The organism is Natronotalea proteinilytica (assembly GCF_055379935.1).
Map to the genome: position 1 here is coordinate 2,153,755 of NZ_AP043947.1, position 15,708 is coordinate 2,169,462.

Consider the following 15,708-nt stretch of genomic DNA (forward strand, 5'->3'; position numbering starts at 1 on the left):
AAATTGAGAGCGCAGCGTGTACGTACCTAAAAGCGCATGCATGACAGGGCTCACTCAGCACGGGGCGGATACAGATCGACCCAGACCGGGAAGTGGTCGCTGGCCCACCCGGCATGGTCGCGGTCGAGCGGACGCCAGATGCCGGTATCTTCTACGTCGAGTGTCTGCGACGGCAGCACGTAGTCTACGCGTCGGCCCCACTCGGCGGTGTGATCGGGCTCCAGGTCGGGAAACGCCTGTGTACCGTCCTCAGTAGCCACCGGACGAAGCGCCTGCACGCGGGGGTGCTCAAGAATCTGCTCAATTGCCCCCTCTACACTGCTTCCACCCGACGGATCCGCATTCTGATCGCCCATGATTACAAACGGAGCATCATCGGCAAATCCCCCAGTTTGCGTGGAGTCGTCGTAGATGTAGGCAGCATCGTCGAGATAGTCGGCCCAGAAGCGAATCTCGTCGTGGTTGCGCAAGACGTTTCTTTGCTCGGGGCCATCAAACGCGGGCGGCGTGGGGTGGCTAGCCAATACGTGAAGCACCGCTCCGTTTGGCAGTTCGACTGGCACGTCCCAGTGACTTTTTGAGCTTAAGCGAAACTCGTCCCAGACCTCATCATCGTACCAGGGTTCATCGGTTTCGGGGTCGACGGGGCGACGAGCATCGGGCATATCGCTCCACGCGAACAGCCGAAACGTGCGTATCTCATCTTCCTGGATGTCCAGCCCATCGCGCACGAGCAGGCCCATGGCATACTGTCCAGGAAAGGTGCCAAATCCCCAGGCGTCCTCACCATACGCACGACCCTCATCGTTCTGAGGTGGCGGTTCGGTATCGGATGGGGCTGCGGGAATGTCGGGAACGGTGGTTACTGCCTCGCCATCGCGGTTGAGGTCGTATCCGCTTGCTTCGCCCGTGTTAGTGGGGGCCATAAACGCCTGAAAGGAGAGGGCTTCAAGCGAATCGGCCTGTGGGGTAGCCAGATAGTTTTCGGCGAACCGGCGTGCGTTTTGTCCCTCGGGCTCTCCTTCTTGATAGCCGGGCGCTCCGGGCTGATCGTAGGTCATCTCCTGCACGAGCAGAATATCGGGCTGCAGATATTGTATGATCGCGGCAGCGCGTTGCATCCGGGCATGATCCGTACGACGCAACGCATCTGTACGCATGTCCTCGATGTTGTAGGTCATGACACGAAGCGGTTCCGCAGACGTATCAGACGGATCTTGGGAGGCGTCACATCCCATAAGCCCAAGAAGTCCAATGAGTACCAGGCTCGTACCGAGAAGATGAACAATCCGTTCTGGCATAGATCAAGAAAGGGGGAAACAGAAAGTAAACGCGTGTACGTGCTCAAAACCGGGACGACTGCGATTTTAGGCCGATACCTCTTTCAGATAGGCTGCCAGGTTGTCGAAGTCTACCGCCGTTTGGTCGCCGCTGGCCATGTGCTTAAGCTGGGCAGCGCCGTCGGCGAGTTCGTTGCCGCCAATGATGGCGGTGAACGGGGCATTTTGACGATTGGCCTCGCGCATTTGAGCTTTTAGCGAGCGGCCCTTCAAGTCATGAGCCGCGTGAATGCCTTGGTTGCGAAGCGCATGCACCGTCTTAAAAACCCAGGCCTCGGCTTCTTCGCCCAATGCCGCAAAGAATACGGTGGGGGTCTCCGCATCGGGATAGTCGTAGTCCTGCTCATCCAATGCCAGAAACAGCCGCTCCATGCCTGCCGCAAATCCGCATGCAGGAAGAGGGCCATCGTGGCCAAGCGCCGGGGCCAGCCCGTCGTAGCGTCCGCCCCCGGCCAGGGCGCTCTGCGCGCCAAGCGCATCGTGCTCTAGTTCAAAGGCAGTGTGCGAGTAGTAATCCAGGCCCCGCACAAGCATCGGGTCCTCTTCGTAGGCGATGTCGAGATCGGACAGATGCTGCTTTACGGCATCGTAATGGGCACGGGCGTCTGCATCCACATGATCGAAAAGCGTGGGCGCGTCTTCCAGCAGGCGCTGCTCGTGCTCCACCTTGGTGTCGAGGATGCGCAGTGGATTGGTGGTGAGGCGCCGCTGGCTGGTTTCGGAGAGGTCGTCTTTGTACGGCGTCAGGTAGTCGACGAGTGCATCGCGAAACGCCGCACGGTGGGCAGGCTCCCCCAGGGTGTTCAGGCGGAGGCGCATCCCACTCAGACCAAACGCACGGTAACAGGCCAGCATGAGCGCAATGGTCTCGGCATCGGCACGGGGCGTATCCGCTCCAATGATTTCCGCGCCAAACTGGTGGAACTGCCGGTAGCGCCCTTTTTGTGGCTGCTCAGCCCGAAAACAGGGGCCGATGTAGAACAGCTTTTGCACACCCCCACGCTGCTCCAGGTGGTGCTCTAGAAAGGCCCGCGTGACCGGCGCCGTAATTTCCGGACGCAGCACGTAGTGCGTGCCGCTTCGCTCGAAGGCGAACATTTCCTTGCTTACGATATCGGTATGCTCGCCCACGCCACGCGCTACCAGTTCGGTGGGCTCCAGAATAGGTGTGCGGATTTCCTCTAGGTTGTGACGCGTCATTACAGCACGCAGGGTCGCCTCCACATGATGCCATTCATGCGCCGCGGCAATGCGGGTATCGCCGCTGGTATAGGCGTCGGGCAGAATGTCGAAGGTGCCTTTAATGTGCTGGAAGGTGCTCACAGAGACAGAATGGATGGAGTGAAACGGTATGGACGAACGGCTCGGATCAACGGATTAGGTAAGGAGCCGCGATTCGGCTTCTTTCAACGTATCGAGGATGCCTTCAGGATTCGTGGCGTTGATTAACGCTTCGCGAATCGGCGGGCGGTTCACCAGCCGCGAAATACGTCCCAACACTTTGATATGCAGAGACGTGTTGGCGGTCGGGCCCACAAGCAGCAACATCAACTCGACTGGCGCATCGTCAATCGCGTCGAATGGAATGGGCGGAGCCATCGTGGCAAATGCGGCAATGGTTTCCGTGGCGGCCGGGGTTTTGGCATGCGGAAGGCCCAAGCCTTTACCCACACCTGTGGACATGGTGGCTTCACGCTCAAAAACCGCGTCGCGAACGGTGGCCAGTTCGTTGATTGACGGGTTGCCTTCGAGCAAGTCCACCATCGTGTTGATAGCGTCTTGTTTGGTATCGCACGAAAGGCCCACGCGGATGCGATCGGAATGCAGCAACTGGTTGATTTCGGGAGTAGACACAGGAGCAGAAGTTAATCCGTGAGGAAGGAACACGAACACAACCCCTCGTATGCGTGCCCCGGTTTGCGGTTCGGACGATCCGTCAGGTTGTCGCGTACGTGTTCAACTGCGCCCACACCGTCTGCATATCGTCGGGCAGCGGCGCTTCGAAGGTAAGGCGCTCCTCGGTGGTTGGGTGTGTAAAGCCGAGGTGCGCCGCGTGCAGGGCCGGACGTCCGAGCGTCTCGAACAGCCGATCGAAGAACGTGCGCCGCTTGCCACCCTGCTGTCCATAGCGGATGTGCGCACCGCCATACGTGTCATCAGCCAGAATGGGATGGTTGACGTGCGCCGCGTGCACCCGGATCTGATGCGTACGCCCCGTTTCCAGTGTAAACGCAACGTGCGATACATCGCCCAGACTGCGCTGCACAGTATAATGCGTGGTGGCCGGCTTGCCCTGCTCCGCATCCACCACCGCCATGCGCGTACGGTGATGCGGATCACGGCCAATGGCACCGGTGATCGTGCCCTCGGGCGGACGCGGCGTGCCCCACACCAGCGCCACGTACTGCCGGTCGATGGTGTGTGCCTTGAACTGCTGGGCCAGATGCCGGTGCGCCACATCGTGCTTTGCCACCACCAGCAGCCCCGTCGTGCCCTTATCCAGGCGATGCACAATACCCGGACGAATCACCGGGTGGTCGGGACGGTTTGGCAGCGCGTTCACCACCGAAAGCCCTACATCGTCATCCGACATCTCGGGCGTGTCCTTGCTCATGCGCTCGCCCTGTACGTGGTGCAAGAGCGCATTCACGAGCGTCCCATCGCGGTGACCCGGCGCCGGATGCACCACGCGTCCGGCTGCCTTATTCACCACGAGCAGGTCGTCGTCTTCGTACACGACATCGAGTGGCAGATCCTGGGGCACCGCCTCCATGGGCGGCTTCTCGATCACGCGGCACACAATGCGGTCGCCCGGCTCCACCGGATACGACTTCTTGACGTCCGCGCCGTTCACCTTCGCATGCCCCTGTTTGATGCTGCGCTGGATCTTCGTGCGCGAGGCATCCGGAAAGAACTGCGTCAAGAACTTGTCGATGCGGGGCATCGCGGTAAAGGAATCGGGCACGCGGATTTCAACCACGTCGCCGTCGCTCTTAGTGTGGGCGGTCCAGTCGATAGTCGAAGTGTCAGGCATGGGTGGGAGCGCAGATGCGTTCGAGGGCAGCGAGCGTGTGGTCAATTTCCGCGTCGGTATTGTAGTACGCCGGACTCAGGCGCAGTTTGCCGTTCCGGCACGCCCCGATGATGCGTTCGTCGGCCAGCGCTTCGTATGCGGATTCGGCATCGTCCACGTCAAGCGTCACGATTCCGCTTTCAGGGGGATGCGGCAGGTAGGCATCCAGGCCAAGATCGCGGCATCCCTCCGCCAAACGACGCGCCAGGTGACGGGTACGCTCGGCCGCACGGGCTCCGCCAAAGGCATCGCGCAACGTCAGCGCCGCATGCAGCGCCAGGATGCCCAGCGCGTTCATGGTGCCGGTGCGAAAGCGGCGAGCGTCGTCGTGCAGGGTGAGTTCGTAGGCATCCAGCTCCGTCCAATTCACCGGACCGTGCAGCCATCCGATGGGCGGCGTGAGCTGTTCTTGCAGCGCCCTGCGAACGTAGAACACGGCCAGCCCCTGCGTGCCCATCAGCCACTTGTGCGTGCCCGCTGCGAGGAAATCGATGTGCGCAGCCTCCACATCCAGCGAGAATGCCCCGAGCCCCTGAATGGCATCCACACAGAAGAGGATGTCGCGGTCATGGCAGAGCGCGCCAATCGCCTCCAGATCGGCCCGGAATCCCGACAAGAACTGAATCCACGACACCGATACGAGGCGTGTGTCCGGCGTAAGCGTAGCGGCTACGTCGTCTACGCTAAACGTGCCCCGCTCGGTCGGAATGAAGTCGAGCGTCACACCCTGCGCCTCCAGTTTCTTGAATGGAAAGACGTTGGTCGGAAACTCGCAATCAGGCACCGCAACGCGATCGCCCGGCTGCCAGTCGAGTCCGTCGGCCAGCAGGTTGAGCGCCGCCGAGGTGTTGGGCGCAAAATCGACACGCTCCGTATCCGCCTGAAGCAGATCGGCGACCTGCGTACGCGTAGCCTCGATCACGGCAAGCAGCGAATCGAAGTCATCAATCTGCGCCGTAGGTGTGGATCCCTGTCGCTGCTGCAGGTGGGTCTGCATTGCCTCGGTGGCTGCTCGGCTCAGCGGACTCGTAGCGGCATGGTTCAGGTAGATGCGGTCGTCCGTATGCGGAAAGTGGCGGCGCAGCGCGTCGACATCGCCAGGCGGCACGAGAGGGTTGAGTACAGGTGTAGGCATTGCAGAACATCGGAACGTGTGGCAATTTGGGCTGCTCATCCGTACTGCCACAGCCGGAAGCGGGTTCGGTCGCGACGTCTGGCGATCTGACGTCCGCGCTCCGCAGCGCCAACCTTGGCTGGTAAAGGACGTATGAATCGCTGTTCACTCTTGTACCACATGATTAAATACTATGGCTACCGCGACGCTGACAGAAGTCCAGGCACGCTGGCACGACGTCGTAGAGGACCCCGTGCTGCGCGACCTACCGTACAAAGTAGAAACGAACCATCGAGGCCAGCTGATCTTGAGTCCACATAGGAACCGTCACTCCCAACTTCAAAAGGCCGTTATCTCTCTCATTGATCAGCATGCTCCATCGGGCGAGAGCTTTCCCGAGTACGCCCTTGCCACGCCTGAAGGCGTCAAGGTACCGGACGTCGTCTGGATGAGTCCGGAGCGACTCGCCGAGATGGATGCCACGGGCGACCCCTCAACACTTGCGCCCGAGATCTGCGTGGAGGTACTCAGCGCCTCCAACACGCCGGAAGAGATGGCCGACAAACGCGCCCTATACCGCTCCATCGGCGCCGAAGAAGTGTGGATCGTGACCGATGACGGGCAGATTCGGTTCTACCGTGATGCGGAGATCGATCGGTCTGAGCTTGTGCCAGAGTGTCCGGGTCACATTGACGCAGACAGGTGACTCCAAAGGGGTAAGCTGTCAACGGGCCTCAAGGTGACTGTGACAGTCGTAATTTCTTTCCATTTTATGGGCCAAAATCAAGAATAAGTGTAATGCGATCAGATACAAGTCGCGTAACTGAAAAAGCGTGAGGAAACGTGTCAATTTACTTCCTCACCCTGTATCTCAATTCAAAAACACGTCCAGAATGAATTACAAAATGAAGGAACTGTTAATAGTTTCCTGGGCGTTTGCAATGGGAAGTGACGGTTGATATAGTTTTTGTGTTCGTAAACTTAAAACAATAAAGTTTTTTGGTCATGACTTTTAAAGCTCTCTCTCTCTCTAGCCTTATTCATGGGGTTATTTCTCTCCGTTAGTGACGGGCCTGACATTGGTGATGAGCCCGAAAAAGCTAGTGAAGAAAAGGTCATCCTTGTGGATGTAGACAACCTTGACTCTGTAGTAGGGATAAATTTGTTTTCTGAATCACAAGCCTCCAGTTGCATGAATCATACATGTTCAGATGGCGGTGCATCTTGCCTTCCTATGGACGGGTTTGGTTGTAGATTTATAAGTGAAGGTAATGGATGGCGGTGTTGGCTGACTAATTGTGACTGGGAAATAATCCAGTAGGTCTGTCTGTCCATTGAATATCAACGGGCCTGACAGTCAGACATTTATATTAGTGTGTCTTTAGTGCTGTCAGGCGGTCCATTTTCAACCAAGACTGCCCACGCATCCTTAGTCAGCCACTATGTTTGCATCGCGCTCATACTACGGGCTTGCTCTTCTTTGTATCGTAATTTTGTGTGTCGCAACAGCGGCCAGTTACGGCCCTACGTTGCAATTTACCGATTCCTATGACTGGATCATGGAGGAGCACGAGTCTACCATCGTAATTGGCCATGAGGAGGATCCTGAAGATCGATTCTTTGGCGACTTGGCCGATGTGCTGGTTCATGATGACCAGATCTATACGTTGGACCGTGACAAATACCAACTCGCTGTTGATGCCATGACAGGCGAACGCGTCTATGAGAGCGGGACTCGCGGACAAGGGCCCGGCGAGTTTATGGCGCCATCTCGTCTGTTTACGACGCCGGACGGACGCGTTGGTGTATTGGAGGGAAATGGGCGTCAGTCCTTTTTTACGACTCAGGCTCACGCCTCTGGAGCCTTTGACTTCAACAAGGCAGAACGGCTTTTATCCAGTACAATGGTAAGCGACATATGCTTCTCGGGTGAAACCGTATACGCGTATTTGCGCCCACTGTACGCCTCCGATGATGAAGACATCCAGCATGTGCTTATTCGCAAGGCCCCTCCGTATGATACGCCCGACCACTTTGGAAAAATGCCCGACTACCTGGATGATTTTGATCCGATGTTCCACTCTGTGATGATTGCAGGGCACCTTCACTGCATGGAGGACGGATGGGTGATTGCGGACCATATGTATCTAAACGAGATGGATGTGTACAAAGACGGCCTCCATCAGCGCACCATTTCATTTCCCGATGTAACCCCGACAGAGTTGTCTGTAAAGACTATCGACGGTGGTCCGCATGTTGGCATCGGCGCTCCCGGCACTCATGCCCTTGCGAGTATGATCACCCTGGAGGGAGATGACATACTTGTACAGTACGCATATCGACCCGCCGACTGGAACCCCCCACGGTGAGCATTCACCCATTACGTACGACACGTATGTAGTGAACGTCGAAAATGGTATGGTTGCCTCTTTGGGGACAACCGACCGTGTTTTTCACTTTGTTGACTCCGACGGCTATGTTGCCGAACAACCCGATCCCTTTCCAACCATCCACATTGTAGACCGATGATGCATAACGCCCTTTCGTTTCTCTTTGTAAGTATTTTGCTCCTTGGAGGCAGTGCTCTTCAAACCAACGATACGCCCGATACACCGTCAGCGTTGGCCGAAGCCGACACAACAGATGATCGAACGCCTGTAGGTCTTGAACACCGCAATCGGCTTCCCTCTGAAGACCAGGTGCGTCCGGAGTATGTACTGACATACGTGTCAGCAAGCTCGTGTGTCGTAGCACAATTGGATCGCCATGACAGCATCCGGGCGTTCATTGACGCGCATCGTAAAAAAGCCAAATCACAGGACCGAGTATTCGTTACCCGTGGTGTCGCTCTTGACTGGGATCCGGAAGAAGGCTTTTCTTACTTGCAGTCGATTACCGACTTCCACGAAGTATCAACCGGGCAAAACTGGCTCAACCAGGAGGCTTTGCGTTTTTTTTGGGAGGATAACGACACAAATATAGAGCCCGGGATACCTTTTTTCGTGATTCAAGAAAGAGATATCGTTTCAGACAGCCCAGCTCCTGTAACGGCCTGGCGTGCTGAAGAGGACACTATCGTAGATGTGTACTGGGGGCTGGATGAGATCGAAGCCGCCCTGGATGAGTAGGCGGCGTCTTTGGAGGCTACTACTCTGTCACACCTGAATGGTATCGTTCAAAATTGTCATCGCGAGGAGGGAGCCCTGCGACTGACGCGGCGATCTCATGCCCCCGCCCTGAACGGTGCTGCCCGGCTTGATGGCATAAGATTGCACCCCAGGAGTACTCGGTCGCGGTGCTCCCAGCGCTCCGCTTCTGATCCCGGGCTATGGAACGGCACGATGCGAGTCAAACCCATAGCCAGAGACCGCTTGCGTCTCCGGCGATCTGTGGCATGTCGATAAACACGTACACGCTGTGACGTTACGGGCCCATTCCAGACTGAACGTACGCCTTCCCTATGGCCCTAGTCTATGCACACAACTCGAGATGGTGATAATCGTTGATCACGGGTTGCAATCTGGACTTGTTGTTGACTGGTTGTTGTTGACTGGTTGTTGTTGACTGGATCATCAACGTATTGGCCAAAACGAGGGACGACGCCAGCGGAACCTCGTGCGGCCGATTCCTTTTCTGGATCCTGGATCGCGCTCGCAGGCTCGCTTGCCTGTCCTGAACTCGATTCAGGATCTGGATGACGTTCGGGAGGGAGGTATTTGGGTTGAAAGGGAGCGTTCGTCTCCCAGCACCGTCCCCCCGACACGTCATCCTGAACTTGATTCAGGATCCATTCCCCCGACTATTCCCCTGAGAAGACGCCCAAATGGGTTCTTGTTGTAGGATCCAACAGGCTCTCATTGAACGGGCGGTGGAGGAAACCAACGTTAAGTGAACAACATAGCGAAGAAGTTATGTGTAAGGACTAGCCCTATGGCCAGGGCGCTCACCATGACAAACGAGAAAAACGCGGGGACGATCATCTTTGGAGGAGAATGTTTTTTAATGCCTTACCGCTAACAGACAATGACCATCGAACGGATTATATCGGGTGGGCAGACGGGCGTGGACCGGGCGGCACTAGATGCTGCCTTGGACGTGCAGCTTCCCGTTGGGGGATGGTGTCCCAAAGGGCGTCGGGCGGAAGATGGGACGATTCCTGCTCGCTATCCCCTTAACGAAACCCCAACCCGTCGCTATGCCCAACGGACCGAGTGGAACGTACGCGATAGTGACGGCACGCTCATTCTGTATGAGGGTGAGCTTCGCGGAGGCACTGCCCATACGCAGGAATGCGCCCAAGCGTATGGGCGTCCGGTGCAGGTCGTTCGTATGCAGACCGCTGACACCCTGCCCAGTATACGTCGCTGGTGCGCCGCGCACCACATTGCTGTCTTAAACGTAGCAGGCCCTCGTGAAAGTGAGGCGCCAGGCATCTATGCGGCTGCCTATGGTCTGCTCATGGAGTTGCTTTCAGCATGACGGGGAAGGGCTAAGGCGGTCAAATTACTGCGGGCACACGGCGTGGAGGCGGCCATCCACAAGGGCCTCGTGTTCATTCGGATGGGGCCTGCCAAATCGTCCTGTGGCCGAGAGGGTATCCCCGTGTACGGTAAGCAGGGGCTCTTCCGGACCATCGCGGAGGCTCGTCCAGGCGCCGAGGCCGTACGTGCGTTCTGCGACATGGGTCATCAGATCTCTGTCGCCATCGCGCAGGGTGGCCTCAATGCGATGGATGAGGCTGCCCCGTAAGCGGCTCCGAGTGGCTTCCACATGAAGGGTGGCGCCGGGCGCTTCGTATAGGGCATAGAGGGTAGGGGCTTCGTCGTCGGTCTCCCCTGAAAGCATACACGTCTGCACATCCAATGCAAACGTGTCGCGGTCAAGGTACAGGGTAGCTATGGTGTCGGGCTTTGCCTCGGTTGTATCGACAGACATCATGGTAGTGTCAGACGCGGCATTCAGGCTACACGAGCCGGTCCACAACAAGGCGATCATCAGCACAACGGCGTAGTGAGAAACGTTCATGGTGGTAGTGTGACCAAAAGAGAAAGAAACGCGTTACGGACTCATACCCGATGCGAAAAGATGCCCTCCAACCGGTCACGCAGCGGAGTCTGACGCTGCTGTCAGATGGTTGAGGCCTTCGAAGAAGTTTGTCTTGCTTACGCACGATCACCTAACGCCATGTCTATATCTCGTCCGCTTTCTATTGAGCACGACGCGTCCCGTAACCGATTCATTGCCGTTCTTGATGAGCAAGGGCAAGAGGCGGTTGTCACCTACCGCCAGAAAGACAATCAGCTTGGGATCACCCACACGGGTGTGCCCCCGCAATATCGGCGGCGGGGCATCGCCGGAGAGATGGTGCAGCATGTAATTGACTATGCCCGTGCCAATGACCTGCGCGTGGTGCCGTATTGCTCGTATGTGGTGCATTATCTAAACGAGCATCCAGACCAAAAGGATGTGCTGCAGAACGGCTCGTAGTGCTGTGTCACACCTGAATGTTAGGGTATGGAGTGGACTCGCGTTGAAGCATCTCAAACCAAATGTTCTGTCATGTTGAGCAAGCGAAGGGCCCCCAGGGCCCGAAGCGCGTCGAAACATCTCCTCGGCGCTCAGCAGCTGCTGGCAAACCAACGGCCCTGCCCAGTTCGTGGGAGATTGTTACTCACTGCGTTCGTCAGTCGCTTCGCTCGTGTCAGGACTCCGCATCTGCTAGACGCAGTTGCTCCGCTCAAGATGACATCATTAAGACGGGGGTGTTGCAACCCGAAGATTGACCTGTGACAAAACAGTAGTGCGAGGTGCGCGGCGCCGCCCCAGCGCCCTCTTACGCGGTTGCGCGGCGTTCCACGAAGTACTTTTCCTCGTGGATGCGGTCTTCGTCAAGTCCGGTACGTGCTCCAATTTCCTGAGCTTTGTCGATCATCTGCGGATGGCCACAGGTGTAGAGCGCTGTATCATCCAGCGGAAAGCGGGCTGCATCCCAATGCTTACGCAGCACATCTTCAACGCGCCCCCGTTCCCCGGTCCAGTCGGGGTCGTTCCAGGGGCGGCTTACCGTGGGCACGTAGTCAATGGCTGCATGGGTGGCAGCGTACTCGTTCAGTTCAGTGCGATAGCGGCCTAGCTCCTGAGAAAGGCTGGCGCCATGCAGCACGAGAAAGCGATGCGGTGGGCGCTGGTCGGCGGGCTGGTCGAGCCAGGTGCGCAGTATGCTAAGGTACGGACCAACCCCGGTAACGGTGGCTGCCATGACGTGGTGGGTGACCTCCGTATCCAGGACGAAGCGCCCGACCACTTTGCGACGCATCCAGAGCGTGGCCCCGGGCTCCAGGTTCCACAGCAGCGGGGTGAGGCGGCCCTCATCCACACGCTCCAGGTAGAACTCCAGTTCAGTGGATTCCGGAGTGCCAATCACCGAGTAGGGACGCAACAGCGGGCGCGGCAAATCGTCAACTTCTAGGCCGAGCGTGGCGTACTGGCCCGGTGTAAACGACACGGGCTCGGGAGCTTTGACGTGGAGTACAGCCAGGTCATCGGTAAATTGCTCGCGGCGCTGCAGGGTGAGGCGAAAGTAGCGGTCGGGGTCGGGGACAGCCATAGGTCGGTGAAAAGGAAACGAGAAACGAACAGCTTGTGGTAGAGGATTCGCTACGTATCCAGCAGCCGGTCAATAACGCCGAGGGTGGTAATTCCGTCGGCTTCGGCGTTGAAGTTGGTAACGATACGATGGCGCAATACCGGGCGTGCAATAGCGCGCACATCGTCCTCTAGCGGAGTGGCGCGCCCGTCGAACGCGGCAAGCGCTTTGGCGCCCAAAATGAGATACTGCGATGCGCGTGGCCCGGCGCCGTACTGTAGATAGTCGGATACGTAGTCTGGCGCGCGGTCGCTCTGTGGGCGGGTGCGCGCCACCAGGTCCACCGCATATTCGATTACGTGGTCAGACACAGGCAGCTGGCGCACCACGCGTTGATGACGCAGGACCTCTTCCGCGGTAAGCACCGGCTCGGCTTCCGGGAGCGCGTCGGCGGTGGTGGCACGCACGACATCCACCTCATCCGCAAAGTCAGGATAGTCGAGCCACAGGTTCAGCATGAAGCGGTCGAGCTGAGCCTCGGGCAACGGGTAAGTGCCCTCTTGCTCAATGGGGTTCTGGGTGGCAAGCACGAAGAACGGGGCGTCGAGTGGGCGCGTTTGGCCGCCGGCGGTGACATGGCGCTCTTGCATGGCTTCGAGCAGGGCGGCCTGAGTTTTGGGCGGTGTACGGTTGATCTCATCCGCCAGCACAATGTTGGCAAAGATCGGGCCTTCCACAAACTGAAAGTGGCGGCTACCATCAGCGGCCTCCTGGATGATGTCGGTGCCGGTAATGTCGCTCGGCATCAGATCGGGCGTAAACTGGATGCGGCTAAACGACAGGTTCAGCGCGCGCGACAGGGTGCGTACCAAAAGCGTTTTGGCCAGGCCGGGCACGCCTACGAGTAGCGTGTGTCCCCGCGCAAAGAGACACGCGCATACCTGGGTGACAATGGCGTCTTGCCCTACAATGACGCGCGTCATTTCATCATGGAGGGCGCTGTAGGCGTTGGCCACCGCGTCTACATCGGTGGCGTCTACATCGGCATCAAGGGAGGAGGCGGAAGGCATAGGCACAGAAGAGCAAGGGAGGCGGAGAGCAAGCAAGGAACCGCCGGGCGAGCCGAGGCACGCCCGTAGGCCACTGCATCAAACATCGTGTAGCACGAGACAGACAAGACTGTTGACCGTAGCGCGCTAATTGAGCGCCATCACGTCGCTGGGGTCGTCGATCTTGATTTCGACGAAAACCGATTCGCGCTGATCTTCGATCCACTCTTCCATGACGCGTGCCTGCTTTTCTTGAAGCGCAAACTCGCGAATCCGTTCGTAGTCCATGTCCAGGCTAATCCGGTGTTCAGGCGTGCGGCGGTGCAACTTCACAATGTGAAAGGCACGCTCTCCGTCGAGCAGGCGCACAGGACGCGGCTCACTGATTTCGCCTTCCTCAATGCTATTGATCGTCTCGCGCCAGGCTGATCCCAGTTGCTCCAGAACCAAATCGCGCGTGCCCGACTGCGGATCAATGACGCGTCCGGCCATGTCGGCGCTTCGCGTTTCTTGCGAGTGGCGGCTTGCCATGCGCCCAAACGGCTGTCCCATGTTGACGATGGAGTCGCGCACGGCTTCGAGATACTCGATGGCCTCACTTTCGTCTGCCGAACGACGGTCTACCTGTATAAGGATGTGATTGAGGTCAACCGTGTTGCCGCGCCGTTCGTTAACGCGTACAATGTGATATCCCGTATGCGTTGGATTGTAGAACGGCTCAGAGATTTCGCCCTCGGGAAGTCGCGCAGCCACCGCTGCAAACTCGGGGACAAAATTGTCGATGGTTACGCCAGCAATGCGGCCTCCGTTGCGTGCCGAGCCAGGGTCTTCGGAAAACTGGGAAGCCATGTCTTCAAAGTCGGCTCCGCCCGTTGTAATCGAATCGCGGATGGTGGTGATGATTTCTTCGGCTTCCTCTTTTGCGGCATCGGTAGGCTCAGGGTAGCGTACGATGTGCGACATCCGTACCGACTCGGGTAGAATGGGCAGTTCGGCTTCTGGAATCTGGTTGAACCACTCTTCTACTTCCGTGGGTGTGATGCGTACGCGCTCCATGCGTTGGCGGCGCACCTCGTCGGCTAGCATCTGGGCACGAAACTCATCGCGGAAGTTTTCTTGCAGTTCGGCGATGCTTTGCCCATACATCTCCTCAAGCTCTTGCTCGCCCCCGGCTTGCTGCGCCATTTGTTGGATCTGGCGCTGGAGTTGCGCGTCGATCTGTTCGTCGGGGATAACAATGTTGGTATCCCGCTCGGCAATTTCAGCCATCACGCGCTGATTGATGAGTTCGTGAAGCCCCTGTTCCCACAACTCGGGCGTAACGGTATCAGGGCTTTGCTGCTGCTGTTGCATACTGGCAACCATTTGATCAACCTCTGATTTGAGGATGATATCGGAACCAACTACAGCAACGACCTGGTCAGACACCGTCCGATCTTGGGCGGTGGCTGGCGTGGCCGTTCCGTACGTAAGAAAGCCAACAAGCAGGCTTAGCGTTACAAACAAACGTAGAGTCATGTAGCTACGTAGCGAAACAATGGAAAGAGTAAAAAAGAGGGAGCGCTGCTGTGCTCCTCAACCACGCAGAAGGCGCGTGGAGAGATGGGCTACAAAACGAAGTCCGCTCCCATGTGCCTCGGTCGGCGATCTAGCCCCGGTTCACGGAGCTGTTTCCGACGGTGGGGAGGGGGTAACGGTTGAGATCTCCAAATCATTGCGAGCACGGGCTTCATTTCGTAGGCGTTGAACCTCACGGGCATGCATCTGTTTCCGGGCTCGTGTCTTCAGGCGGCGCCTGATTTCGGGAGCCACCCACTCTATTTCGGGCGCCTCGCCCGCATCGGCCCGGTCGGCTAAGTGTACGATGTGGTAAAGCGTATCGCGTTCAAGGGTGCGCGTTTCGCCCACTTCCATGTCTTCAACAGAAGAGCGCAAGAACGGGGCCACATTGAAGCGACGGTGCTCCGGAAAAAACTGCTGCCCCACCTGGCACGTCTGCTCTGCGTTCACGACATCGTAGGTGCACAACTGCTCCCATGCATTGTCCTCGGCAATGCTATTGCCGATGGTGTCGGCGGTGTCGGCATGAGCGGTGCGCACATGGCGAAGCAGAAGATGCGGCTCGCGCAGTTGCATTCGGTCGCGGTTTTGTTCGAAATACCGGCGGATGTCGCTGTCGCTGGGCTCAATCTCAGCTGCCTCGTAGAGCTGGGTTGTGAGCGCATTAACCAGCACGGCGCGCTCTTGCTCGGCCAGCCGCTCTTGCACAGCTGGATCGTCTTCTAGATTGAGGCGCAGGGCCTCTTGATGCAACAGCGTGCGCGACACCCACTGCTCGATGATTTGGCGGCGCGCCTCAATGGTATCGCCATTAACGGGTACCGACTGCAAGGCACGCGACACCTCCTCTTCGGTCAAATGGAAATCTCCTACACGGGCGGCATATGCATCATCCGATGGATCATCGGTGCAACCGGGCAGCACGGTAAGACCGCCCAGGCATAGAGCAAGCACAACCAGACGCGAAGACATAGAGGAAGGCACAG

At 57.9% G+C, this 15,708-nt stretch carries 15 protein-coding genes; 5 read left to right on the forward strand and 10 right to left on the reverse strand.

Annotated elements, in window-relative coordinates:
• Positions 1–50 precede the first annotated feature (50 nt).
• From ACZ5AL_RS08510 to ACZ5AL_RS08530, 5 genes are all read right to left on the reverse strand, one after another.
• A complete protein-coding gene (locus ACZ5AL_RS08510; protein ID WP_464509943.1) occupies positions 51–1,301 on the reverse strand; it encodes an endonuclease/exonuclease/phosphatase family protein in 1,251 nt (416 codons plus the stop codon).
• Between the two features lie 66 nt (positions 1,302–1,367).
• Positions 1,368–2,663, reverse strand: a complete 1,296-nt coding sequence (hisS, locus tag ACZ5AL_RS08515) for a histidine--tRNA ligase (protein ID WP_464509944.1) — start codon at positions 2,661–2,663, stop codon at positions 1,368–1,370.
• Between the two features lie 54 nt (positions 2,664–2,717).
• Positions 2,718–3,194 carry a PTS sugar transporter subunit IIA gene (locus tag ACZ5AL_RS08520; RefSeq protein WP_464509945.1) on the reverse strand — a complete coding sequence of 159 codons (477 nt, stop codon included), beginning with the start codon at positions 3,192–3,194 and terminating at the stop codon, positions 2,718–2,720.
• Between the two features lie 82 nt (positions 3,195–3,276).
• Positions 3,277–4,374, reverse strand: coding sequence for an RluA family pseudouridine synthase (locus tag ACZ5AL_RS08525; RefSeq protein ID WP_464509946.1), 1,098 nt, complete (start codon positions 4,372–4,374; stop codon positions 3,277–3,279).
• Positions 4,367–5,548 (reverse strand): aminotransferase class V-fold PLP-dependent enzyme, encoded by a 1,182-nt coding sequence (locus ACZ5AL_RS08530; RefSeq protein ID WP_464509947.1) that lies wholly within the window; start codon positions 5,546–5,548, stop codon positions 4,367–4,369. Before ACZ5AL_RS08530 ends, ACZ5AL_RS08525 begins: the two co-directional genes overlap by 8 nt.
• Positions 5,549–5,720: 172 nt before the next feature.
• Between ACZ5AL_RS08530 and ACZ5AL_RS08535 the strand changes: the two genes are divergently transcribed.
• The 4 genes from ACZ5AL_RS08535 (at position 5,721) to ACZ5AL_RS08550 (ending at position 10,006) form a co-directional block, all read left to right on the forward strand.
• A complete protein-coding gene (locus tag ACZ5AL_RS08535; RefSeq protein ID WP_464509948.1) occupies positions 5,721–6,233 on the forward strand; it encodes a Uma2 family endonuclease in 513 nt (170 codons plus the stop codon).
• 736 nt (positions 6,234–6,969) lie between these two features.
• The gene (locus ACZ5AL_RS08540; RefSeq protein WP_464509949.1) at positions 6,970–7,896 is read left to right on the forward strand and encodes a hypothetical protein; all 927 of its coding nucleotides are present in this window, start codon (positions 6,970–6,972) and stop codon (positions 7,894–7,896) included.
• A 156-nt stretch (positions 7,897–8,052) separates the two neighbouring features.
• Positions 8,053–8,655 (forward strand): hypothetical protein, encoded by a 603-nt coding sequence (locus ACZ5AL_RS08545; protein WP_464509950.1) that lies wholly within the window; start codon positions 8,053–8,055, stop codon positions 8,653–8,655.
• Between the two features lie 895 nt (positions 8,656–9,550).
• Complete coding sequence (locus tag ACZ5AL_RS08550) at positions 9,551–10,006, forward strand: putative molybdenum carrier protein (RefSeq protein WP_464509951.1); 456 nt, start codon at positions 9,551–9,553, stop codon at positions 10,004–10,006.
• 24 nt (positions 10,007–10,030) lie between these two features.
• Here ACZ5AL_RS08550 and ACZ5AL_RS08555 read toward each other — a convergent pair whose 3' ends face one another.
• Positions 10,031–10,552: a hypothetical protein gene (locus ACZ5AL_RS08555; RefSeq protein WP_464509952.1), complete on the reverse strand. Its 522-nt coding sequence runs from the start codon at positions 10,550–10,552 to the stop codon at positions 10,031–10,033.
• 159 nt (positions 10,553–10,711) lie between these two features.
• Here ACZ5AL_RS08555 and ACZ5AL_RS08560 point away from each other — a divergent pair, with 159 nt between their 5' ends.
• Positions 10,712–11,014, forward strand: coding sequence for a GNAT family N-acetyltransferase (locus ACZ5AL_RS08560; protein WP_464509953.1), 303 nt, complete (start codon positions 10,712–10,714; stop codon positions 11,012–11,014).
• Positions 11,015–11,360: 346 nt separating this feature from the next.
• Here the strand turns inward: ACZ5AL_RS08560 and ACZ5AL_RS08565 are convergent, their stop codons facing one another.
• The 4 genes from ACZ5AL_RS08565 to ACZ5AL_RS08580 all read right to left on the reverse strand — a co-directional run bounded on the left by ACZ5AL_RS08565 (position 11,361) and on the right by ACZ5AL_RS08580 (position 15,694).
• Positions 11,361–12,134 carry a ferredoxin reductase domain-containing protein gene (locus ACZ5AL_RS08565; RefSeq protein WP_464509954.1) on the reverse strand — a complete coding sequence of 258 codons (774 nt, stop codon included), beginning with the start codon at positions 12,132–12,134 and terminating at the stop codon, positions 11,361–11,363.
• A gap of 50 nt (positions 12,135–12,184) precedes the next feature.
• Positions 12,185–13,183: an AAA family ATPase gene (locus tag ACZ5AL_RS08570; protein WP_464509955.1), complete on the reverse strand. Its 999-nt coding sequence runs from the start codon at positions 13,181–13,183 to the stop codon at positions 12,185–12,187.
• 126 nt (positions 13,184–13,309) lie between these two features.
• Positions 13,310–14,680 carry a peptidylprolyl isomerase gene (locus tag ACZ5AL_RS08575; RefSeq protein ID WP_464509956.1) on the reverse strand — a complete coding sequence of 457 codons (1,371 nt, stop codon included), beginning with the start codon at positions 14,678–14,680 and terminating at the stop codon, positions 13,310–13,312.
• Between the two features lie 141 nt (positions 14,681–14,821).
• Entirely contained in the window at positions 14,822–15,694 is an 873-nt protein-coding gene (locus tag ACZ5AL_RS08580) for a SurA N-terminal domain-containing protein (protein WP_464509957.1), read from the reverse strand.
• Positions 15,695–15,708: the final 14 nt, after the last annotated feature.

What these genes read in the sequence shown, in the direction of transcription:
- ACZ5AL_RS08510 (WP_464509943.1), bottom strand. Translation starts at nt 1,301, where the DNA reads ATGCCAGAACGGATTGTTCATCTTCTCGGTACGAGCCTGGTACTCATT.
- ACZ5AL_RS08525 (WP_464509946.1), bottom strand. Translation starts at nt 4,374, where the DNA reads ATGCCTGACACTTCGACTATCGACTGGACCGCCCACACTAAGAGCGAC.
- ACZ5AL_RS08530 (WP_464509947.1), bottom strand. Translation starts at nt 5,548, where the DNA reads ATGCCTACACCTGTACTCAACCCTCTCGTGCCGCCTGGCGATGTCGAC.
- ACZ5AL_RS08535 (WP_464509948.1), top strand. Translation starts at nt 5,721, where the DNA reads ATGGCTACCGCGACGCTGACAGAAGTCCAGGCACGCTGGCACGACGTC.
- ACZ5AL_RS08540 (WP_464509949.1), top strand. Translation starts at nt 6,970, where the DNA reads ATGTTTGCATCGCGCTCATACTACGGGCTTGCTCTTCTTTGTATCGTA.
- ACZ5AL_RS08545 (WP_464509950.1), top strand. Translation starts at nt 8,053, where the DNA reads ATGATGCATAACGCCCTTTCGTTTCTCTTTGTAAGTATTTTGCTCCTT.
- ACZ5AL_RS08550 (WP_464509951.1), top strand. Translation starts at nt 9,551, where the DNA reads ATGACCATCGAACGGATTATATCGGGTGGGCAGACGGGCGTGGACCGG.
- ACZ5AL_RS08555 (WP_464509952.1), bottom strand. Translation starts at nt 10,552, where the DNA reads ATGAACGTTTCTCACTACGCCGTTGTGCTGATGATCGCCTTGTTGTGG.
- ACZ5AL_RS08560 (WP_464509953.1), top strand. Translation starts at nt 10,712, where the DNA reads ATGTCTATATCTCGTCCGCTTTCTATTGAGCACGACGCGTCCCGTAAC.
- ACZ5AL_RS08565 (WP_464509954.1), bottom strand. Translation starts at nt 12,134, where the DNA reads ATGGCTGTCCCCGACCCCGACCGCTACTTTCGCCTCACCCTGCAGCGC.
- ACZ5AL_RS08570 (WP_464509955.1), bottom strand. Translation starts at nt 13,183, where the DNA reads ATGCCTTCCGCCTCCTCCCTTGATGCCGATGTAGACGCCACCGATGTA.
- ACZ5AL_RS08575 (WP_464509956.1), bottom strand. Translation starts at nt 14,680, where the DNA reads ATGACTCTACGTTTGTTTGTAACGCTAAGCCTGCTTGTTGGCTTTCTT.
- ACZ5AL_RS08580 (WP_464509957.1), bottom strand. Translation starts at nt 15,694, where the DNA reads ATGTCTTCGCGTCTGGTTGTGCTTGCTCTATGCCTGGGCGGTCTTACC.